Source organism: Pseudoalteromonas rubra, from assembly GCF_005886805.2.
In the GTDB taxonomy this organism is placed as follows: Bacteria; Pseudomonadota; Gammaproteobacteria; order Enterobacterales; family Alteromonadaceae; genus Pseudoalteromonas; species Pseudoalteromonas rubra_D.
The window spans coordinates 72,757-95,360 of sequence record NZ_CP045429.1 but is presented as its reverse complement, the minus strand read 5'-3'; the positions used below and the strand labels follow the sequence as shown (position 1 = coordinate 95,360).

Annotated in this window: 17 protein-coding genes; 1 reads left to right on the top strand and 16 read right to left on the bottom strand. The window is 44.8% G+C overall.

The window, feature by feature from the left end:
- Window positions 1–298: 298 nt before the first annotated feature.
- The 12 genes from CWC22_RS00350 to CWC22_RS00295 form a co-directional block, all read right to left on the bottom strand.
- Complete coding sequence (locus CWC22_RS00350; protein WP_138539834.1) at window positions 299–955, bottom strand: hypothetical protein; 657 nt, start codon at window positions 953–955, stop codon at window positions 299–301.
- A gap of 8 nt (window positions 956–963) precedes the next feature.
- Window positions 964–4,014, bottom strand: a complete 3,051-nt coding sequence (locus CWC22_RS00345; RefSeq protein WP_195879843.1) for an RHS repeat domain-containing protein — start codon at window positions 4,012–4,014, stop codon at window positions 964–966.
- Window positions 4,015–4,207: 193 nt separating this feature from the next.
- Window positions 4,208–4,828 (bottom strand): hypothetical protein, encoded by a 621-nt coding sequence (locus tag CWC22_RS00340; RefSeq protein ID WP_230090604.1) that lies wholly within the window; start codon window positions 4,826–4,828, stop codon window positions 4,208–4,210.
- 4 nt (window positions 4,829–4,832) lie between these two features.
- Window positions 4,833–5,993: a hypothetical protein gene (locus CWC22_RS00335; RefSeq protein ID WP_230090603.1), complete on the bottom strand. Its 1,161-nt coding sequence runs from the start codon at window positions 5,991–5,993 to the stop codon at window positions 4,833–4,835.
- 396 nt (window positions 5,994–6,389) lie between these two features.
- Window positions 6,390–8,345 (bottom strand): ATP-binding protein, encoded by a 1,956-nt coding sequence (locus tag CWC22_RS00330; RefSeq protein WP_138539683.1) that lies wholly within the window; start codon window positions 8,343–8,345, stop codon window positions 6,390–6,392.
- A gap of 407 nt (window positions 8,346–8,752) precedes the next feature.
- Entirely contained in the window at window positions 8,753–9,985 is a 1,233-nt protein-coding gene (locus CWC22_RS00325; RefSeq protein ID WP_138539678.1) for a DUF4365 domain-containing protein, read from the bottom strand.
- Between the two features lie 38 nt (window positions 9,986–10,023).
- Complete coding sequence (locus tag CWC22_RS00320; protein WP_138539677.1) at window positions 10,024–11,379, bottom strand: Fic family protein; 1,356 nt, start codon at window positions 11,377–11,379, stop codon at window positions 10,024–10,026.
- Between the two features lie 123 nt (window positions 11,380–11,502).
- Window positions 11,503–12,498 (bottom strand): tyrosine-type recombinase/integrase, encoded by a 996-nt coding sequence (locus CWC22_RS24525; RefSeq protein WP_138539676.1) that lies wholly within the window; start codon window positions 12,496–12,498, stop codon window positions 11,503–11,505.
- The gene (locus CWC22_RS00310; RefSeq protein ID WP_138539675.1) at window positions 12,482–13,000 is read right to left on the bottom strand and encodes a hypothetical protein; all 519 of its coding nucleotides are present in this window, start codon (window positions 12,998–13,000) and stop codon (window positions 12,482–12,484) included. Before CWC22_RS00310 ends, CWC22_RS24525 begins: the two co-directional genes overlap by 17 nt.
- Window positions 12,997–13,749: an IS21-like element helper ATPase IstB gene (istB, locus tag CWC22_RS00305; RefSeq protein ID WP_138539674.1), complete on the bottom strand. Its 753-nt coding sequence runs from the start codon at window positions 13,747–13,749 to the stop codon at window positions 12,997–12,999. Before istB ends, CWC22_RS00310 begins: the two co-directional genes overlap by 4 nt.
- The gene (istA, locus tag CWC22_RS00300; protein WP_171045151.1) at window positions 13,742–15,301 is read right to left on the bottom strand and encodes an IS21 family transposase; all 1,560 of its coding nucleotides are present in this window, start codon (window positions 15,299–15,301) and stop codon (window positions 13,742–13,744) included. The genes istB and istA overlap by 8 nt, the downstream gene beginning before the upstream one ends.
- 213 nt (window positions 15,302–15,514) lie before the next feature.
- The gene (locus CWC22_RS00295; protein ID WP_230090601.1) at window positions 15,515–15,784 is read right to left on the bottom strand and encodes a hypothetical protein; all 270 of its coding nucleotides are present in this window, start codon (window positions 15,782–15,784) and stop codon (window positions 15,515–15,517) included.
- Window positions 15,785–15,969: 185 nt separating this feature from the next.
- On the opposite strand from CWC22_RS00295, the gene CWC22_RS00290 reads away from it, so the two are divergent.
- Window positions 15,970–16,914 carry a hypothetical protein gene (locus tag CWC22_RS00290; RefSeq protein ID WP_138539672.1) on the top strand — a complete coding sequence of 315 codons (945 nt, stop codon included), beginning with the start codon at window positions 15,970–15,972 and terminating at the stop codon, window positions 16,912–16,914.
- Window positions 16,915–17,138: 224 nt separating this feature from the next.
- On the opposite strand, the gene CWC22_RS00285 is transcribed toward CWC22_RS00290, so the two are convergent.
- From CWC22_RS00285 to CWC22_RS00270, 4 genes are all read right to left on the bottom strand, one after another.
- Entirely contained in the window at window positions 17,139–17,741 is a 603-nt protein-coding gene (locus CWC22_RS00285; protein ID WP_138539671.1) for a hypothetical protein, read from the bottom strand.
- Window positions 17,689–19,515: an RHS repeat-associated core domain-containing protein gene (locus tag CWC22_RS00280; RefSeq protein WP_195879842.1), complete on the bottom strand. Its 1,827-nt coding sequence runs from the start codon at window positions 19,513–19,515 to the stop codon at window positions 17,689–17,691. The genes CWC22_RS00285 and CWC22_RS00280 overlap by 53 nt, the downstream gene beginning before the upstream one ends.
- 234 nt (window positions 19,516–19,749) lie before the next feature.
- On the bottom strand, window positions 19,750–20,721 hold the full coding sequence (locus tag CWC22_RS00275) for a transposase (RefSeq protein ID WP_195879841.1): 972 nt from the start codon (window positions 20,719–20,721) through the stop codon (window positions 19,750–19,752).
- A gap of 1,254 nt (window positions 20,722–21,975) precedes the next feature.
- Window positions 21,976–22,602, bottom strand: coding sequence for a hypothetical protein (locus CWC22_RS00270; protein ID WP_138539865.1), 627 nt, complete (start codon window positions 22,600–22,602; stop codon window positions 21,976–21,978).
- Window positions 22,603–22,604: the final 2 nt, after the last annotated feature.

The following is a 22,604-nucleotide window of genomic DNA, read 5'->3' as shown; positions in this document are numbered from 1 at the left end:
CTTATAACTACTTGGGTGGGTGTCCATTCAACCCCTTCCCATTCAACCCCTTCCCCAAAAAGAGAGTTTACGATCATATCTGAAGCTTTAAGGCAAGGCTCGCTATGTTAATTGCTTAAAATATGTTCGCGATCTCACCCTGGATATATGTCAGAGCAACACATTTATAGCGGACTGGACCAAACATCAGGCGTGGCAACACAGGTAACATAACGAACGGGATAACGAAAACTCGCTACCCCGCAGGCCTACTCGGCTTAACATCGCTGGAGCGTCCATATATGTCCATGTAACTTCTTCATCTTTTCCACTCCTCCATCTTTAACTCTACAAACTGCTTCAGTTGATTTGACAAAGCAATGTTTATTTCCGAAACCTCAATCTGAAAAAATAGTCCATTAGAACGGTGAGTCATAATACAATCTGATAAATTATACCTAGGTAGAATATCTTGACACTCAGCTACGATAAGCGAAATCTTATCATGAATACTATCAACTGATTCTGGGTCAGATTTAAAATACACGCGCCGCGATGGATTGCGCTCATTTGGTGTTAACAAATAATAGCCAGAGTTAATATCTTTTTGTACCCTTGCCCCTTTAAACTCCCCTTCAAGCATTACAAGCATGGCGTAATAATCTGAAGAAAAACGCCTGACGTTTTCTTTCTTATACACCAACACTTGAAAAACGCTTTTAAAGTCACCCTCTTTACTTGTAAATGGCTTATAACTTTTTATATATCTAACAACCTCTTCTGAACCAAAGTGGAGACTTATAATTGACCCCTCCATATCAATACCCTCTGCGCTATAATTAGAGAAGTCGGTATTAACACTTTTTACGTAGCGCTTGGGAATTATGTATTTCTTTCCTCCAAACTCAAGTTCTACTTCACCATACTCACATCCAAGGGAAGAATACAAGAACACACAAATCAGAGTAAGTAACAAACACCTATTCATTCTATTCTCACTCCCGCTGCATCACAACCGTTACAGTACAATAGATTACTAATAGGCCCAGGAACAACAGAGCCGCCATATATAAAACGATCTATATTCAATTGATCAAAGACTTTATAGTGGTAAGTATCGATTTGCATATAGCTCAGTCCTCCTGGAATTTCACCTATATTGTTATTAAAGTCAAAATCGACAGCCTCAATATGTGCATTCATTATAGCGACCCCAACATCATGCTCTGTAATATCAGGGGTTCCACTATGGAAATACTGTAAATGATTACGAAGTCTTATATTAGTTATTCTTTCAAAAAAACCTTCATCATTAACAATATTTAATGCTGCTTTGGCTAATTTATCTCCAGCTATAGCTCTTGATTCCCAGAACTCTTTACGCATTTCAAGTTTTGCAAACCTTCTTTGTTCTTTTGTAATAGCCAACGTTCTCCTTTGTTGCTTCGCTTCAAAAGCGCCTCTTCCCTCAGCATTCAACAAGTGCATCATTGCAGCTGTTCGTGCGCCATTTGAGAACTTACCACCGGTAATAGCACTCGCTGTACCGCCAACAATAGCAGCCACAGCCGTTCTACCTGCAATTGCCGTCCATGCGCGGTTATTCATATTAAACCCGGCATTGCCCATGGCCATTTTAGTAAAGCCAGCCGCAATAAATCCATGTCCGAATTTGCCACCTGACAGGACACTAGTGACGCCACCCACAAGTGCATGACTTCCAGCCCATTGCAATTGTTGGCCAAGTTCCAAGTCTGCGAATGATAAGTTTGAACCTGGCTTGATACCGAACTTAGCTTTAAAGTGCTTACCTATCTGCTGAAAAGCATAAGCAGAGGCCGCCGATATGGCACCGTTCTTCAAGGCTGCACCAAAATCTCCCGTCACTGCGTAGGTTTGCGCTGCGTTGTACGCCCCCAAACAGGCTGGGGCGCCAGGACCACAACCTATCCCAATCCCAATCTGAACAGCCGCATTCAACACTGGTACTTGTGCAATTGCGCGTAACGCATTTCCTATCGTTCCTTGCCAGTATTTTTTATACAAGCTGCCAAGCTTCTTAAACAAATACCCACTCGGATCCGTATAACTCAGCGGATTATTCAACACATAAGAGTAAGCGTTATAGTTCTGCAAATTACTCGGCGCCTGAACAAACGGATCCGCCTGCATAAACCGGCCCGTATCTGCATCGTACACTCGACCATTCATATGAATGATGCGGTTATCACCGCCCAGCGTAATGGGCTCGTGGCCCGTGTAACTGCGGCTGTTCGCAGGCACCCGGGTAAAGATCCCCATGGTGGCTGCGGACCATTGAGTGTAGCTGGTATCACTGCTGGGCGGTCTGACTATCTCGCTTTGTTTACCAAATACGTCATAGCTAAAGCGTTTGAGGAACTTACCGGCATAATCGGTAATGGCCACCACTGAGCCCTGATGGTCCGTAAACAGCCATTGCAGGCTGGCCTGTCCATTAGGATGATAGGTCTGCACCGCATCGCCGTTAATGCTGCGACGCACATAATGCTGATTGGCAAATTCACCACTGGCGCCTTCATCCACAATCTCCAGCGCGCCAACATAGTAGATGGTTTTGCTGCCTTCTGTGCGCTTATAACGGCGGTTATTAGCGTCGTACTCAAAGTTTATCACCTCGCCATTTTGGCTGATTTGGGTCACCTTGTTACGGGCGCTGTAGGTCAGCGTGCGTTCCTGCGACACCCCATTGAGCAAGACCGTTTCACCTGTCTGATTGCCATTGGCATCGTAATGGAAGGTTTCGGTCTGTGACCCTTTAACCCGCTCATAGATGGCATGTAAAGGTTCACCTGCCTTGCCATACTTTTGCGTCCAGCCATCTTTGCTGGTGAGGTCACCGTTTGCATCGTAGCCATAACGAACCTCACCGTTCACCGTCGTCACCCGATTCAGTGCATCGTAGCCAAAGGTGGTCGCAGTTTCTGCCGCAGTCAGGGCGCGACTGGTCAGATTCCCCAGCGCATCAAAGGTGTAACTGTGCTGCTGAATGTGACTGTAAGCACTGTGCTCATCTACGCCCAGCGTCTTCAGGTTGCCACGGCTGTCATAGCCCACCACCATGCTGAAGTGGCCTTTTTTATAGCCAATCACACGTCCGGCACTGTCTTCAGATTCGGCAACATAGTAAAGCTGCCCGGCATCCCCCTCGCGCGCTTCTTGCTTCTGGTACACCTGGCCTGCGCTGTAATACAAACGCTGGCCCCGGGCCTCTACAAAGCGACCGCGATCCCGGGTACGACGATAGTCATCAAACTGCTGGAACACCCGGCCATATTCATCAAAGGTGGTCAGCTGTACAACACATTTAGCATCATGCACTGAGGCCAGCGCGTCGGTTATCCGCACATCTTTGGTGGCAGGCTCGTAGCTGACTTCATCTTTACAGCTACGCGGATTTTCTGGAACGATAGGCGAATTTTCCGGATCAGTCGGTTGGCTTTCCAAATTAGTAGGCAGGCTTTCTAAATCGGTGACCGATGCGACCTGACGCCCCAGCGGATCATACAGGTATGACCGTACCCAGCTGCCGCGTTGCTCGCTGTCCAGTCGCCAGGGCTGGCTGGGGTGATAATGCCACTGGCTATCAACCGCATCGTTAATGTTGAGCTGTGTTTTACGGCCAAGGTCGTCATACACAAAGCTCTGCTTATCGCCATTGGCGTCAGTTTGTGTCAGCAGCTCGCCCAGTGCATTGTAGGTGTACTGCCAGTTGCCCCGGTCAACATCTTCAGTGCGCTCTTTGCGGCCCGTGATCAGATTGTAGGTGTTGGTGATAAGAGCAGTATTACCCTCGGCAGAGGACTTCACCGTTTCCAGCAATCCGAGCCGGTTGTAGCTGTAGGTCAGCACCTGACCGGTCTGATCCGTTACTGTGTGCTTCTCGCCATGCACATTATGTGTGGTGATGGTCGTTTGGACTCCTCCCGGAAAAGTTTTCAGGGACACCCACCAGAAATTCGCACTGAATGTCGACGATTTTGGGTGGATGTCCATTCAATCCATCAGATGTCCATTCAATCCATCAATTTACATACCAATGGTCGGCAGGTCCAAACCTGAGTTGCAGGTGTTGGTTATCAGCGTGGCCCACTAACGCCGATTTAGGCGCGGCAATCTCATCCCCCACCCAAAAGCCCAGACTGAATGTCTAAGGTTTTGGGTGGGTGTCCATGTATCTATGTATTATCTATGTATTGCTATTCTGTATATAGCTTTCTAAAAGCGCTAAATCTCTCTTAATAAACCCTTTTAGTCCATACGTTTTTCTTAGTTCATCTCTTTGTACTTCAATATCATCCAGCGTAACTCTTTCACCGTTAGACAACTTAAACATAAACCCAAAGTACACGCCTTGGTTCTTGGTAAGTGCTTCGAAAAAGTTCTCTTCAGGAATTAGTGGCTCTGGGTAATTAAAGCTATTTAGAGAAGCAACATATTGCTCAACTAACTCATCTTTTTTTTCTATAAAGCTTTCTATGAAAGCTCTAAAAAATTTTTCATCAAAAACTTGCTCGATAGGCAGCACTCTACCATCTCGCAAAACCCGATAGTTCAATGAATGCTGTATTGTTAAACAATAGTCTTCAGCCATATCAAAGCCACTAACATTCCCCCACACCTTTGCAAGGTCACGATCATAAATACCGTACTGAACTTGAGGTACATCCCCAACTTTATGGTTAGATATAATTATACCAATCGAGTATCGTTCATCGATACCATAAAAATATATAAGAGAACTATCAATCGACGGACCTTTTTTTAATCCATAACTTTCAACAATTTTTTTCAGTTCTGTCTTTTTCATAACATCAATCTTGATCTTGGTAGTAAATCCTAAAGAGCTCGACATTTGTTTTCCCTATTTTACCTAGAGGTAAAAATGTTGGTGATGGAGTTCTTGTGACTATGGCACCTTCTGTTTGAATCATCCTATCATTGCGAATCTGCCTTGCTATAAGTCTGGAGTTATTCAATTTTACTTCCATGAATGACACCAATTCCTCCGTCTTACCATCCAAGAGTGTTAAATCGGGATATCTAATCTTTCCATTTACTTTTAATGTTACACCCTTGACCAATACAATGTAGCCCCTTTCCCGCATAATAGATGCAACATACTCTTCAGCAGATTCTCCCGCGGCTTTATTTACACCGACTAAACTTTTGAATTTTCCCTCTTGGTATTGCTCATAGAGCTCAAGAATTTCATCAGGAATTGGATGACTTTCGTCCATTTGCGCTTCTTTGCTGAATGGATACAGCCCATCGTGCAAATCATCATTAAACATCCTCGAAAATGCTGCAGTCACAGCACCATTAGCAAACTTTCCTCCGCTGATTTTCGAAACAGTGCCACCAACCAAAGCGGCTACCGCAACCCTCACTGGACTGACCTTAACGCCAGGTTGAATACGACTTATCGCAGGGGCAAGCGCCTGTGTAAATCCTGCCGCGGCAAAGCCATGACCAAACTTACCTCCTTGCATCACAGACATGGTACCACCTACCAGACCATGTGCCGCAACCTTACCAAAATAGCCCGCGCTACCAAATGCAGTATTGACTCCTTCAAATGCGCCCCCTACTGCAAAGAATGCTGTCGCAGAAGCTCCTGACAATGCACCAGCTTTTATAGCCGCTCCAAAATCCCCTGTTTGATAATAGGTATTCTGCGCTGACGCATAAGCTGTCACTGCTATACTACATGGCCCACATACAGCACCTGATACAATCGCAGCTCCTGCTGTATACAATGTCGATAGGGTTTTACTATTCGCAATAAAACGCTGGATCTGGTGGGCCATAACCGCTCCCACGATACCACCAGACATAAACCCAGCGATTTGTGTAAGCTTCTTAAACAAATACCCACTCGGATCCGTATAACTCAAAGGATTATTCAACACATAAGAATAAGCGTTGTAGTTCTGCAAATTACTCGGCGCCTGAACAAACGGATCCGCCTGCATAAACCTGCCCGTATCTGCATCGTAGATCCGACCATTCATATGAATGAATGTGATCTTGGGTGCAACCTTAGACAGCTTATGAAAGTGAAGGATTAGTTACTTCTAGAATATTAAAGTTGCGATAGAGCTTAGGTGTCGAACCAATAAAAAGGCAAAATTGTTCTAACTCATATCAGAGCTTACAGTTTCGATGAATAGAGTTGAACTTCATCTGACAAACAGCAGCGAGCGAAAGTCGGATGATCGTTCAAGCTCGTTCTAGACAGAAATGAGATAGTCCAGATCTATCTCACTCATTGTCAATCGAAACTGTTTGTCATCAGACGCATCTCGAAACTAGTGTTTTAAGTTACAATTAACTCGGATAAACTGTCCTATTTACTGCTGAGGAATTTGCTAACTCATTGGTAAGCCAAGCTTGTCAAAGAATGCCTTATTACGCTCTTTCGCCATGTTAACTAAGCGATCAAACGAAATAACTTCGATATATGTTTTAAAGCCTTTGTTGTAACCGAAGTAACCTAGATGGTCATGAGTCACTTGAAGGTCTAGCATCTTACATCTCTTAAGCAAAGAGGGAGTGAGGTCTGCAATCACATAGCAATAACCCGGAATGTCACTAGCATTTGGAATAGGACGACCTTGAGGTGTTTTCGTTTCACCATCTCTCACTCGCTCTAGGTAGCCAAGAGCTTGCTCAATAGGGTCTTTATCTTCTCCAGCCTTAACATCATTACGCATAGGACGTTTTATTTCGACCACGGTAATTGAAGCAAGCGGCATCGACTTTTTATCCGATACGAGCATTGGATTATCGTAGATGTTCATAGCCAGTAAATCAGGTTCTTTACCGCTGTCAGTATCTACAATAGGCATAGTAGACAGTGGTTTATCGGATGCTAAATAGTTGTGAAATGCTAGACGTTCATCAACTAACCATAGGTTGCAAGAGTCTAAGAATACTTCACTCGAGTCTTTTCTCATCGGCATAATTAGCTCATGGATGATTTCTTCTTTGGCATACTTGCCATCAGAAGTGCGCTCGATAGACTTTTCTAGCAAATCGATTATCACTTTACGATGCGATACGTAATTAGCTAGGTCGGACTTTTTCAAGTCTTCTACTTTTTGTAAATAGCTCTGGATACGTTCTTCATACTCTTCCGCTTGCTCATTCCGCTTAGGAGTCATAATTTGCTGACCTTCGCATAGCAGCTGACGCTCTACGGCATACCACTGCTCATGAAGGTGTAACTCAACGTCTTTATCAGACTTATCCGGATCAATAATCAGGTCTTTTTCTTCGATGTAGTTGGTAATTGGACGATAACGAGGAGCTTGGGTCACGATGTACTCGTCAACTCTGCGCTTACCCGCTGAGATATTCTTTTCTAGGACATCTTCAAGATAAGATTGTGCTCTCTTAAGAACACCTTCACGAATTACTTTTAGTGAAAGCTCTTGGTCAGCAAAGAGACCATCAAAACTTTCCGCTATTTCAAATGACGTTCGTTCTGCCCGAACGTTGTCGTCCAAGAACCTAGACGATACGTAACAGGTATAAACAAACTCTCCAGAGTCATCAGAGATCTTCTGATAAAGACCCGGAAGTTTGCCTTGAATTCCTTCTTCTTTTACCAAGCGGTTAGCAGCACATAAAGACAGTTGGTGCTTCTTATTAACCGAAGCCCTGAACTTGATGTGTGTTAGCTCAAACGTCTCACCAAGAATTTCAATCTGATCATGCGCTGCTTGCGAGTGCATGTGATCATCAAACAACTCATATAGACTGACGATTTCTGAACCATCTTCAACAAAGATCTGAGGCACACCACCTTCACGAACAAAGTACCACAGACAATGCTCTAGAAGGGCATTGGCAATTGTTTTAGTACCTGATGGGACTGCTTTTCTGTACGCCTTATCAAACTCATTAAGTGTTATTACAGAGCCAGTTTGATTCTGCTCTGATGATGTAACCTTATCGTCATGTACACCTTTACTACTATTAAAAGCGAACTCACGGTAGCTAAAACTGCCTTGTTCAGAAAAGACGCTTGATACACTTACTTGGTCAAATGCCTTAAGCCACAATAAGCGGCCAACACCACGACACCCTTTATCTATCTTATGGTCAGAGTCTAAGGTCTGAAAGGAGTTAAAGTTTACGTTGTTGAATCCACAGCCATTGTCTGAGACCTTAAATCCAAGAATAGGCGCACACGACCCAACACCAATATCTATCTCTCCTTGTGGTTCACGGATAATGGTTAGAGTAATTTTGCCTTGGCCTGTATTACCTTTTTCTTCAATAGAGTGAATAGAGTTAACAACCGCCTCAAATACTGGCATCAAGCCATGATTCCTTGGCAAAGAGGTATTTCTAAGTCGACCTCTTAGGTTCGTGTGCAAGTTCATCACTAGTCCCTTGAATTTAATATAGTGATTTTAAATTAAGAAAACATGTTATTGCATAATTGGTTAAAGATTAAGTGATATTCTCAAATTTGCCGAACTTTATTGCTATTTTAATGGTGCTAAGGAATAAAGTCAGAGGACAGCTGTTCAAATTCGTAATTGAAAGGCTGTAACTCGTAATGGGGCTGAAACGAGTTACGCCTATAGTCCCGCTTCTGGCACAAAGCTACTACTCACTGTCAGATTAGATTCAACCCTAAAAACCGATCTGACAGATCAAGTTAAGACATATTCAGCAAATTGCTCTTAGCTCTTAGCTCTTAGCTCTTAGCTCTTAGCTCTCAGCGCCTCACTTTATCAAGCTCAAAGTCAAAACCCAAAAGGTCATTTGAATACAACTCAATCTGCCTATTGACGTTGAATTTCAACTGCTCAATGGTGTACTTGTCTATCATATTAAAAAGAATATGTACGTTGTGCGCGCTTGCGATCAAGCACTGGAATTTAATACTTAGGTCTTTGCATTCAAATGGCGACAACCCTAAACTTATTCCTTCCATGTAGACATCATTCATACCGTCATATTTTAGTGCCATTGCATCCACCCACTCAGCGGTTGATATGTCACTCCTATTAAATTGTTCTAGCAGCTCTATCGTAGTCGCCATAATAATTTTCGTCTTCTCTGTGAGCTCTAAAACTGACTTAATGAAATCTCCTTTATTCATGGTATGGATAGCGTTGTATACTGAGAACTGCAAATACGCATTGTTCCAACTTATCTTGATATCATCACCTATACACTCTCCCCCTTGACTCATAGGGCGAGCGCTTTCAGACAGAGCTTCAGAAATCCATTCCGTGCTACATAAAAAATTGTTATTTTTGGCATCCTCTGCACTGGGGTAAATATGCAACCAAACAACATGGGCTGATTGCAGCCTCCAATGTTCGCCAAGTGATGAAGACCTATGATAATCAAAATTCTGAGCTTCTTTTGTAGCACTTCGAACCACGTCGATTATCTCGGCTTGAGTATGCTCTTTATTTAAAATAATACTTAGCGAATATCTTTTTGCCGTTCCGTGACTAACGTCATCTATGTCCGAAACAGTGAAGCTTTTATGAACAGGAAATATGTCAACGAGTCTTTTTAGATCCACATCCATACCTGGGTTTATACGCTGATAGAATGGAACCAACATTTTCCAGCTTTTCCTTGTCCTGGTAATGCTTTGAGCTGTCACGGCCTGCCAATAACAAACTTTGTTATCGATATCACATAGTACAACCAATACCGGTAGTGAGTGATTTAGCCAGTAATCAAGGTGCTCTCTATCCCCCCTAAATATGTATCCTTCAGCTGTTTTTTCTTTGAACTGAGACTTACCTGACTTAATTTGGAGCGCGATCAGTTTCCCCGTTACTTCTCCGTCTTGAACCACTTCAATTTGCGCATCAATTCCATAATCACTTACGCTCTGTTCTCTAAAAATATAACCAGCTATTTCAAAAAGACCGCCTGTAATTTGCACACCAATTCGATCGGTATTTGCACTATTTTTAATTTTCATTTCTGTTCCTTGACAATTAATTTTTAACTCGGCCCCAATTACCCCCAGCTCTCAATAATTGCTGTTTTGCTGCGCATTGTGAATACCCACTCCTTGCCTGCTTTTTCTTTTTCAAACAAGTTCAGCTCAACCAGGCCGTTTAAGGCATCTCGTGCGGTATTGTATGAGCAGCCCAGGTTTTCTTTCACATTAACCGCTGTAAACTGCTTGGTCTTACCGCTTTTTGCCACCATAAACAGCGTTTTTTGTTTGTCACTGAGCTTACTGAACAGGCCCGAGTCCCATAGCCAGCGGGTGAACGCTTCAGACTCTCTCAGGTTATTCTCATAGGCATGCTTAAATTCGCCAATCGCACGACCTACAATTTTGCACTGATAGTCAATGAAGTAGGTTAGATCCAGGTCATCCGTTTCAGTGTATAAGTAGCTTTTTCCATATTGGATAGGGGCTGCTTTAAGTAGCACGCTGATGGCTATATACCTGAATGCCGCATAGTCATTTTTGAACATGTACCAGTAAAATAACGAGCGCGCTACTCGGCCATTTCCATCCCTGAATGGGTGCTCAAAGCCAATCACAAAGTGCATAACGATTGCTTTAATAAGTGGATGTAAATAGTGACTGCTTTCGACATCCTGATGGTCCTGATTTACCCAGGCAATAAACTGCTCCAGCCGCTCGTGAATTCGGTTGGCTGGCGGCGGGGTGTGTACCGTGTTGCCCTCAGCATCAGCCACTTCAACATCATCTGTCTGCCTGAACGCGCCGGGGTGGTATTTTTCATCATCTATCGACTCCACACCGATTTGGTGCATGGACTGAATAAGGTCAATGGACAACCGTTTGTGGCGGTTTTGCCAGGCAAATTGCATCATTTTAAAATTGCCAATGATCATTTTCTCGTCTGGCGTCCTTGGCTTTCTTGCTCGCTTGAGCAGATCTTTTGCCACTTTTGTTGTGGTCGCAGCCCCTTCCAGTTGGCTGCTACTAATGGCTTCGTCCTCGATTAGGTCATTAAGCAGATATTCAAAGTGTTTTTCTTCGCCTACTTTACTGCACATATACTCGAGTGAGGCACTGGTTGCATGCCTGTCAGCTTCTGAGATTGCCTTTTGCATGGTCGGTGTCAGATAGAAGCGGGCCTGCCGCTCGGGTTCATCCAGTGGCAGTACGGGGCTCAGCTGTTTACTTCTGGCTTTCTTGATAAGGCTCCAGGCAATGTCCAGTTCCAGCCCTTTTGGCAGACGAAACCGTAATTCGTCATAGTGCAGATAGCGCCCCTTGTCATCAACCACGGAGGCGTGATCAAAATAACGGGAGAGCTCTTTAGGGGCATGCTCAGTGATCCAGGTCAGTGGATCAGTGTGAGTCAAATGCGGTGGATGCTTAATCATATACTTATCTCAAAACACCTGAATTTTGAGATAAGTATATTATAAGGATAAGAGGTATGTCTCAAAAATATCACAAATTGAGATATAAATTCCTGTTAATGTCCATAAACCTCACGGTCTCAACTACACATCTTCCCTGATATAGTCATGTAGCTTGCTGTCTGCCACTGCCTGCGACCTGGCCGCCGGGTGACATCGGCTAAGCGTTTCCCTTAATTGCACCTGAGTAACGGTCAGATAGACCTGAGTTGTTGAAATGTCGGCATGTCCGAGGTACTCCTGAATACACCGCACATCCGCCCCGTGCTGTAGCAAGTGAGTGGCGGCCGAATGCCGGAGTACATTACAGGCAGCCCCAACGTCAAGACCCGCCATCAACAGATACTTTTTTACCAGCCTGCTTAGCTGTGACGCATTAAACGGTTTTCCCTGGTTATCCAAAAAGAAGTGAGTCCCCGAATTCAGCTTCGCCAGCTTTGGTCTGGCAAAGTTCAGATAAGCGTTCAGCCAGGATACCGTTCTGGGATACAAAGGGGTGTAGCGACCTTTACCACCTTTGCCTTTCCTGACCAGTATGGCGCATTTGTCTGAGTCAGTCCGTACGTCCTGTAACTGCAACTTTCCGGCTTCCATACGTCGTGCAGCAGTGCCGTAGTAACACTCCAAAATGGCTCTATCGCGCAAGCCGGTGAGGCCGTATGCCCGGGTCTGATACATTAACCATTCAATTTCTTCTTCGCTCAGAAAGGCGGTCACGACGGGCCGTGGTGCCTTAGATATTCTGGCGCTCACCAGAGGATCTTCAGTAATGAGCCCCGTATAGGCCAGCTCTTTGAACAATGTGCGAATGTCTGCTGCACGTTTTCGTCGCGTTGTGGCATTCAGCTGTGCATGTGTTTTCGGGCTAATATGACGACACAAGTAGACCTTGTATTGCTCGAAACAAGCTTTCGTTACCTGCTCCGCACTTTCAATGCCCTGAGCGTGCAGCCAGGCAAAGAACAGCTCATGATTATTGCGCTGCTTGTCAATGGTCATCAGCGACAACCCATCGGCCATCCTGTACTGATCGTTACGATCAAGCAGCTGTCGTGTGGCGCTGTTAATTCGAGGGTTCATCTTGCACCTCCCGCTGGAATTGGCTCAGGCACATCGCCAGCTCATATACAGGCTTAAATCCCTCAGGTAGTGGTTGGCTCAGGTTTTCATGCGACAGGGGTATCCACAACCTCTGAAACGCACCTTTGCGCCTTCTGCCAATGCGTTCACCGTATATCGCATGTAACTGTTCGGCCTGTTGTAGAAAGACGATGACGCACCCGCTCAACACTTCATGGCCACTGGGTCTGATGATGCCCAACCGTTTTAAAACACCACGCACCAGCTGCCCTTCTACACTGCGGGGCGTTGGAAGGCGATTACCCATAGTGCGATCCGCAAACCCCAGCATAGTTTGCCCGGGCAGGCTACACGCCTCACCAAGTTGCTCCCGTACATAGTGTTTTGCCCGTGCAGACGCCTGAAAAGATTGTCTGTAATGCTCACAGAGTAAAGGCAGCGTTTGCGTACGAATTTGCAGATCAAATTGCCGAATATGTTCAGGCTGAGTCATGTTATTCATGAGTTCTCCTCCGCGATAGGAGAGTGGAGCTTGCGCATTGATTCGCCATGCAACTGAATGATATGGGCCCGGTGTACAATACGGTCCATGATGGCATCCGCAGCAGTTGGTTCACCAATATACTCATGCCATTTTTCAACCGGTAGTTGGGAAGTGATGATCATTGCGCCGCAGCCTGCTCTGTCTTCAAGCATATCAAGCAAGTCCTGCCTATTTCGGGCATTCAAAGGAGTCATCCCCCAATCGTCCAGGATTATTACTCGCGGTCGCTTGAGCTGCCTACGGACCTTAGATATTGAGCCGTCTCTTGCGGCAATTTCCCATTCTTCGTATAAAAAGCTACATCGTTTATATAAAGCACTAAAGCCTTCTCTGATCGCTTTATTCGCTAATGCACATGCCAACCAGCTTTTCCCTGCACCTGCACTACCGGACAATATAATAATCAGAGCTTTTTCAATCCATGAGCATTCACACAGAGATTCGATGAGCTTTTTATCAATACCTCTTTGAGGGCTATAGTCTATGTCTTCTATACATGCACTGGATTGTTTCAACTTCGCGTTTTTCAACATACGCTCTAGCTTTTTCCTCATATTTTCAGCATCTTGAGCGTCAGCCAAATCAGCAACAATATCCAGTACAGGTCGAGAAGCACTATCCGGAGAAGAAAGGATTGAGTCTAACCTTTTTGCCGCAGCGCTTAAGCCCAGACCTTCCAGCTTGTCGAATACCTGCTGTTTATACATGAGACCCCCTTAGGCCTTTGTAATACTCTGGGCCTCTGATGTTAGAATGCTCCGGCAGGTTGCCCGCGCCCCCTTCCTCCACCATTTCGTGCTCATCGATGCGGCACTGTAGGATTGACTTGATGCTTGTGTAAGTTGGCGAGTGTATTCTTAATGCACATTGACACGCTTTTTCAAAACGTGTCACCCCAAAATCGTTCTCAAGTACTTTCAATTTTTCACAGGCCTGACAGGCCTTTGACGAATGGTCACTCTTATTTTTGAATTGTTCAGAGACGACTTTAATAGCCCCTTCACCAATTCCGGATGCCCAAGCGAGAAAGAATGATTTGTGCATCTGGGCATACTTTTTATGGTTAAATGGTCTGTGGTCATTGTTTGTTGTCGTTCCATTTACTACAAAGCTGCGTTTATGAGTGGTCAGGTGCTCATGGTTTTGATAGATCTCAACCTTGTCGGCACAAACTTTCACATCCACTTTTTCATGTCTGAACTGATAAGGTATTGAGTAGAAATGCCCTTCAATATCGACATGATAATCTTTTCCGACTGTACGGTTATAACTCCATGCCCCATACTCAAACGCCGTGCTATTTAGCGGCTGCATCGCTGCTCTCTCTACCTCGTGAAACCGTTGATACCTGCTACCCGGAAATCGTTTAAACGGTCGATTGTTTAACACAACAAGTAACCGAGCAATTTCCTTGTTTAGCTCCTCAATGCTAAAGAAGGTTCTTCTTCGTAAAACGACTGTAATCCACCGGGTTACAAGCAACACGCCAAGCTCTCCTAGTGATTTATCCTTCGGCTTTCTAACTCTGGCAGGCTCAATCGTCGTTCCGTGATGATCTGCAAACTCTTCGTATGCTGCGTTTAGATGCGGCTCTTTACCCGCTTTAATAACGGCAGCCTTTAAGTTGTCAGGGACAATTGCTCTCGGTACACAACCTAAAAACTCAAATCCTTTTTGCTGTGCAAGGCAAAAGTTTTCTGTTTTCTGTGAATTGACTGCACACGCAAAGATATACTGCGAGTAGCCCAAGACTAAGACAAAAATCTCTACCCAAGTTAACTTGCCCGACTCAGGATCTTTTATCTGAATTCGTTTTCCTGCGAAATCAACAAAGGCAACTTCCCCGGGTGAATATGTTTGTCGCATACTGATATCCAGCTTTTTCACATAAGCTCGGTACCGATGTGTAAACTGAGAATAACTGATAAAGTTTTCAGGATCCTGAAGGCGAGTAGAGTGCCAAATTTGCATCAGTGTTTGATGCCTTTCTTGCATCAAATCATGAACCCAGTCTAAAGGTGGACACTTAAGACTTGAACAGGAAACCTTTCGACCTACACCAAATATGTTTGCAAGTTCGCTGTCATTGGCATCATCCACCATTTCTACCTTGACGGACTTTTGCTCACATTTCAGCCGGTAGCTCTTAACGGTATTTTCTGAAACACCGACTATACCAGCAATTTTTTTATTCGAGTGCTGCGTTACTAAAACTAGCTTCACCAGCCTGCGCCGCTTTAGTGGCTTTAAATAACTCATATTTTCTTTCCTCATGTAAAAAACAAGCACAAAGCATCCCCGGCCTTCGCAGTAGAAAGCTTGACCTAAGTGCAGTGAGGAACTAGGATTGAGGAGTCGGTATCTACAACTCGACAATCAACACATAGGGCTCGAGGGACCAACTCGGGCCTTCTGCTTTCTAGCTCCGGCAAAAATAAAACACACTATACAATCATTTAGTACCTCCAGACGTTAAGTATCACTTGAATCGGTTCTTTGCTGTGCCAGCCAGAGTGCGACGTCTTTGGTTAATGCATAACGCCCCCTGCGGTTTTGAATAGTGAATATCTTGATAGGAATGGTGTTACGAACAATAGACTGCCGAAGTGCCTCAACACTTCTATACCCCATGGCTAACCTCAACTGCTCACCAGATAGTATCGGGCTACCGTATAATCCCAGTAAATCTTGCTCCAATTGCAGTGCAAGCGCCTTACATTCTGGGTCAATCGCTTCACTCACAGACAACCCCCTTAAAAGGTAAACTAAACGCAACTGAGTAAGCCTAGTCAAGCTGGCAAAAACCATCAAAGGTCTTATTATTAGATTAAAGATATGGATTTTCATAAACGATGAACTCTAAATCACTGACTTAACTTCACTTTGCTTTTATAGGTCACTGTGTACATTGAAATGCACAACTTTTTATGCTCAACTTCCATGACTACAAACGCCTTTCACCACCAAGCAAAAGCCTGGCGACTCGTTACTTTGCTTCTTTTATTCAAAACATCACTGAATCAAAAAACCCTTACCAGGTGACCAAAAAGCTACTATATGCAGAAGACGGCTCGAAAAGTGCTCTAACCAAAAAGCACAACCTGAATAAGCTGTTTTATAAAAAGCGTGACGGAGAAGTGATCGGGAGAGAAGGCGTTGTTCGCAACATTGAGCAGAAATTGCAAAAACAGTTGCACATCGAAATTGACTTAATGTACTCAACTATTTGCCATCCAATCTGGCAACTTTTAGATACACCTTATACTGAAGCAAACATTAACTCTATTTTGCTGTCATTGCCACCGGCCATATCCTCTAAGTGTATTGCCCGTACAACCAGAGGAAATATAAAACGCAAGCACCCTTATGGAAAAACAGTTCATGCACTTAGTGAGCAGGATAGTCTGGATGCACTCACTTACTTGCTTATTTTGACTTTCGAGAAAGTCCACGATCCCGAATACGCATCTCTTTGCACTGAGCTGATATCAACAACAAAAATGTTCATGCGAATGGCAATGACACTGCCACTTTCACCCATTGCGGCAGACTTGTATTATCGCATTGCTAACTGGCTAAATGCAGACGAATCAGATAATGAGAGTTTTTATCTGGTCCCAATGGGGTTTTACTCCAAACAAGCCGTCGATTTTGATGGAGCGATTCAGTGCTATCACTATTGGTTAAAGCTGGCCCTCGAAATCGGATTAATTGAGGACACATATCACCATAAAATGGCCTTTTTAAAATCCATTGACCATTCACTCGCGGGAAAGCTCACCGAAGATCTACAGGATATGCATGACTACCAAATTGGTACAACCTTATACCTCGAAAAAATCCTCAAGCGAATGTCTTACTACCTGGCCTGACTCGACTATAGCTCAGTAAAGCCAGCGTTAGGGATCAGTTCACATCGGCGTGATTACTCAGTTTGTACAGTGCCACCAGTTGGTGGGACTGGCCGCAAATGCATCCTCCGCTGGTCTGTTGTGCATGCCAGCGCTGATTTCCACTGCACACCGCGCTGGCGTGATTGCACAGAAAAAAGGCGCTCACTGAGCGCCAATTTTGAATGGGTGTCACCTTAACTCCCCTAGTTCATCATGAGTCGATTTGAAGAAACCGACTCAATATTTAAACCATTCGTTAAAACCTTTGTTAATATAAATTTTGAGCCATCATGATATTGAATAGATATTATTTTCTTTGCTTCCCATCTTTCATAGATTGAAACACTAATCTGATCAGCTTTTAACCCCATAAAGTCCCGGATATTTTCTATATGCTCAAGAAATTTGAACTTAAAATCATTACTATCATATCCATAACTATTACTTAACACCCCAAGCTCCACCAAAAGGCTAACAACAAACTTAATTTCACTCTCCTTTACCGAACTGTCGAATGAAACAATCGCTTTACTGTGTTTTCCTCCACAGGAGGTTAATGGAAACAGCTCTCTAGTAAATCTCGCCTTACCTCTAATCTGCTCAAACTTACTCCCTATACACCCTCCGTCAAACGAAACCATGGGATGACTTTCATAAAGGAAGTAATCTGAACTCCCAGTTTCACTTGCAAATAAAAGCCTACAATTAAAAGAAAAATAGGCGAAGAGAAGTAATGCACTTAACACCTTCATATTAGTAATTCTCAAATAGAGCTTTAATGGTTGAGAAGCTTGGCTTAGCAACATTCCCTCCTCCGCCTCCTTCAGACATTAATTGATGATTACCGATATGATCAAACCCAAGGACATGACCAAACTCATGAGCCGCAGTATACTGACCACCATATTCTTTACTAAACCACATTTCATTCCCACCATGAAGAGCTATGCCTCGAACTAACGCAAGCCCGCCATCTACTAGCCGGTATCCACACTTTTCACAAGGTAAGACACTTATATCTCCACCTGACTCAACAACTTCTAGGTTAACTTCCAACATTAATACATCTCCATCGCCATTTTTATACGTACCCGTCCACTGATTCTCAATTGATTCGACATAGCTCAATAAATCTGATTGACTGATTTCTGGACTGCCACTGACGGTAGCATCAATCGACATTATCATCTCTTGCGCATACTTTGTGGCTTTCGAAGCTAGTTTTTTGTTTTTTACGAAGCCGTCATTTTGAGAGCCCGAAGTCGAGCTATCATACTTTTGTTTTCGCCCCCAATCCGCTCTCATCGCTGCAGCAAAAGCCGCACTGAACGCACCATTAGCAAACTTTCCGCCAGTTACTTTTGAAACCGTTCCACCCACAATCGCACTTACCACAATTTTTCCGAGCGGATTTCTGATCCCTCCACCAATGTTTCCAGCAGCAGCACCCAGTCCAGCAGCAAAGAATCCGTGACCAAAGTTACCACCCATCAACTTAGATGAAACACCTCCAATCGCAGCACTCGCAAGTATCGCACCGGCACTTCCACCTCCGGGCATAGCAGCAGCCGTCAAACCAGCGGTTAATCCTTTATTTAAACTTCCCGTAGTAGCAAAGGTAGAGCCTGCACTATATGCCGCAGTTGCCGCAGCGGCACACCAACCCTGACAGCCTGGAATAAAGTTGAGGCCAATGGTGACCACGGTGTTGAGCCAAGGAACCTTGCCAATAGCGCGAAGCATTTGCCACGTTCCCGTCGCCTTCATTGCGCCCTTAAGAAGCTTCTTAAACAAATACCCACTCGGATCCGTATAAGATAGCGGATTATTCAACACATAAGAATAAGCGTTATAGTTCTGCAAATTACTCGGCGCCTGAACAAAAGGATCCGCCTGCATAAACCTGCCCGTATCTGCATCGTACACTCGACCATTCATATGAATGATGCGGTTATCGCCGCCCAGCGTAATGGGCTCATGGCCCGTATAACTGCGGCTGTTCGCAGGCACCCGGGTAAAGATCCCCATTGTAGCTGCGGACCATTGAGTGTAGCTGGTATCACTGCTGGGCGGTCTGACTATCTCACTTTGTTTACCAAATACGTCATAGCTAAAGCGTTTGAGGAACTTACCGGCATAGTCGGTAATGGCCACCACTGAGCCCTGATGGTCCGTAAACAGCCATTGCAGGCTGGCCTGCCCATTCGGGTGATACGTCTGCACCGCATCGCCGTTAATGCTGCGACGCACATAATGCTGATTGGCAAATTCACCACTGGCACCTTCATCCACAATCTCCAGCGCGCCAACATAGTAGATGGTTTTGCTGCCTTCTGTGCGCTTATAACGGCGATTATTAGCGTCGTACTCAAAGTTTATCACCTCGCCATTTTGGCTGATTTGGGTAACCTTGTTACGGGCGCTGTAGGTCAGCGTACGTTCCTGCGACACCCCATTGAGCAAGACCGTTGCACCTGTCTGATTACCATTGGCATCGTAATGGAAGGTTTCGGTCTGTGACCCTTTAACCCGCTCATAGATGGCATGTAAAAGAGTTCGAGAGTTTTCAGGGACACCCACCAGAAATTCGCACTGAGGTTTTCAGGAGACACCCACCCGTATATTCACAGACCAATTGTGGGCAGTTTCAAAGTCGAAATGCAAGACTATCAAATTCAGCGCTTCCTATAAGCTCTGAGCAGTGAAAGTCATATGTTTAAACACGAAATCTTGAAGAATAATCAGATTCGGACAATACGAATGCGCATCCAGGCCTGAACTTAGATAAGTTGAAATGGTGAAAAAGAAAAAGTGTTAACCCAGTAATCGCTCGCACTGAGTCAGGTTGGTGCGTCGCTTTTTGTGAAGGTGCTCACAGTAATCTGTCATCGCTTGCTTTCGCCCTACCGCGCCATGAAACACCTTTGTGAACTGCGTAGTTAGTTTGAGCCAGCTATCCGGCTCTATTTGCAATCGTGTCAGCAGTGGCTGGCTATCACTGATACAACCTCGCTTATCTGCACGCATGCATCGGCCTGTTAGCTCAACCAGCTGTATGTAATAAGTCAGCTCAAAGGGCAATCCTTTGGGCATGTGTTTTCTTGGGTTACCAGCAAAGCGTAGTAAGCTCTTAGGCTGCTTTCCTTGTCGTGCATACTCAATACGCTTTTTAATGCTAGTATAATCAGACGTTTCCGGTGTCGCTGCCATTTTGGCTCTGACTGGGTTCAGGTCAACATAAGCTAGACACGCTGCCAGTGCCGCTTCATCCAGTAAGGCCTGTGACTTAAATCGCCCTTCCCAAAACCGGCCTGTACAACCATCTTCTTTATTGGCCTTGCGGGCAATGTCTTCATTCAACACCCGCATGAACCAGCTGATGCTCGCAAGGCGTATTCTGAACTCTCTTATGTCTCCATCAAGCATATTGCGCTCTGACTCGCTCAGCGCATCACCATTGATGAATTTGTGCGTCAACCAGTTGCCCTTAAACAACTTATGCCAGCGAAGAACGATTGCTTTATCTGTTAACCTCTGCGCTTTCTTATCATCTACATACAGCACGATATGCGTGTGATTGCTCATCACCGCGTAGCCACACACATCAATGCAAAACACCTTCGCAAGGGTCAGTAATTTTTCCTCAACCCAGTCTCGCCGATGTTCATAAGACTTGCCCGTGACGCGGTCGTTGCCGCACAGAAATGCCCGGCGAACACACCGGGATATGCAGTGGTAGTACTTAGTGTCTGATAAGCTGACCTGCTTCTTCCTTGCCATTGGCATAATCTAGCATCCTCAATCCATTGAGCATTATCTAAAGGTAGACGGCGTACATTCCGTACGCCAGTTTAGGGTGGGTGTCCTTATAACTACGCTTATAACTACGTTTAGCATCATGCACTGAGGCCAGCGCGTCGGTTATCCGCACATCTTTGGTGGCAGGCTCGTAGCTGACTTCATCTTTACAGCTCAGTGCGCTTTCCAGATCGGTGACCGATGCGACCTGACGCCCCAGCGGATCATACAGGTATGACCGTACCCAGCTGCCGCGTTGCTCGCTGTCCAGACGCCAGGGCTGGCTGGGGTGATAGTGCCACTGGCTATCAACCGCATCGTTAATGTTGAGCTGTGTTTTACGGCTCGTGATTGGTTTGTAAGTGTTGGGATTCAGCGTAGTCCACTAACGCCGATTTAGGCGCGTCCATCTCATCCCCCATCCAAAAGCCCAGACTGAATGTCTAAGACTTTGGGTGGGTGTCCTTGTAACTTTTAGTGTCTGATAGGCTGACCTGCCTCTTCCTTGCCATTGGCATAATCTAGCATCCTCAATCCATTGAGCATTACCTAAAGGTAGACGGCGTACCTTACAAACGCCACTTTAGGGTGGGTGTCCATGTATCTTCCGTTGGGATTCAGCGTAGTCCACTAACGCCGATTTAGGCGCGTCCATCTCATCCCCCATCCAAAAGCCCAGACTGAATGTCTAAGACTTTGGGTGGGTGTCCTTGTAACTTACTGCATCCAAAAGCCCAGACTGAATGTCTAAGACTTTGGGTGGGTGTCCTTGTAACTTGCACTAACGCCGATTTAGGCGCGTCCATCTCATCCCCCATCCAAAAGCCCAGACTGAATGTCTAAGACTTTGGGTGGGTGTCCTTGTAACTTATAAGCAGACCAAATAAGTAGAACTATGCAGTGGCTGCCAGCGCGAGCCATCAATTTCGGCAGCACAGCCACCTGATGGGACTGGCCGCAAATGCACCCTCCGCTGATCAGTTGTGCATGCCAGCGCTGATTTCCACTGCACACCGCACTGGCGTGGTTGCACAGAAAACAGGCGCTCACTGAGCGCCAATTTTGAATGGGTGTCACCTTAACTCCCCTAGTTCATTTATAGCGGACTGGACCAAGCATCAGGTGTGGCAACACGAGTAACATAACGAACGGGGTAACGAAAACTCGCTACCCCTCAGGCCTACTCGGCTTGACATCGCTGGAGCGTCCATATATATCCTTGTAACTCTCTAGCAACAACTATTAGTTTTCAACAAAATGAGCTTGCCAAACTTTTTCATTCTCCTTCTTAAACAACTCTATTTCATTAATAATCTTGGATTCTTCCTGAGACTTTAGCAGCTGAATAAAATCTCTAAATTTAATCGTTTTAGGGTTGTGTGAATTAAGCTTTGGAACTAATTTTTCAGCTTCATTTACTAACATAAAATCCCTTTCAATATAAAACCTAAGGAGAATATAATCAGCTTTTTCGAAACTGGATAATTTATCATAGTTGGCAGATAGAAATTCGACCAAACTTGTATAATCCAAAGCTAAGCTTTCCCTAACCAGCTTGCACTTATCCAAAATGAAGTCAATCAACTCGCTTTCTGACGGACTAGAGCCTTTACCCAAAAAGTGGGCCCTATCTGTGTCTGAAACATCTACATTCCCCAGTAGAGAGTAAGGGAAAATAAACGGAAAGCAAACATCAGGAAAAACCCAATAAAAAAACTTTGTACCTGACGAGTACTCACTAAATCCAACCCCACTTCTCACATTTTTAGTTGATGGCTCGAATACTAACATCCAAGTTTTGTCTTTCTTAAAACTTGCCGAAAATATATCTGTGTTCTTCGTCAATTGTGTAATAATTTTCTTTTTCATTC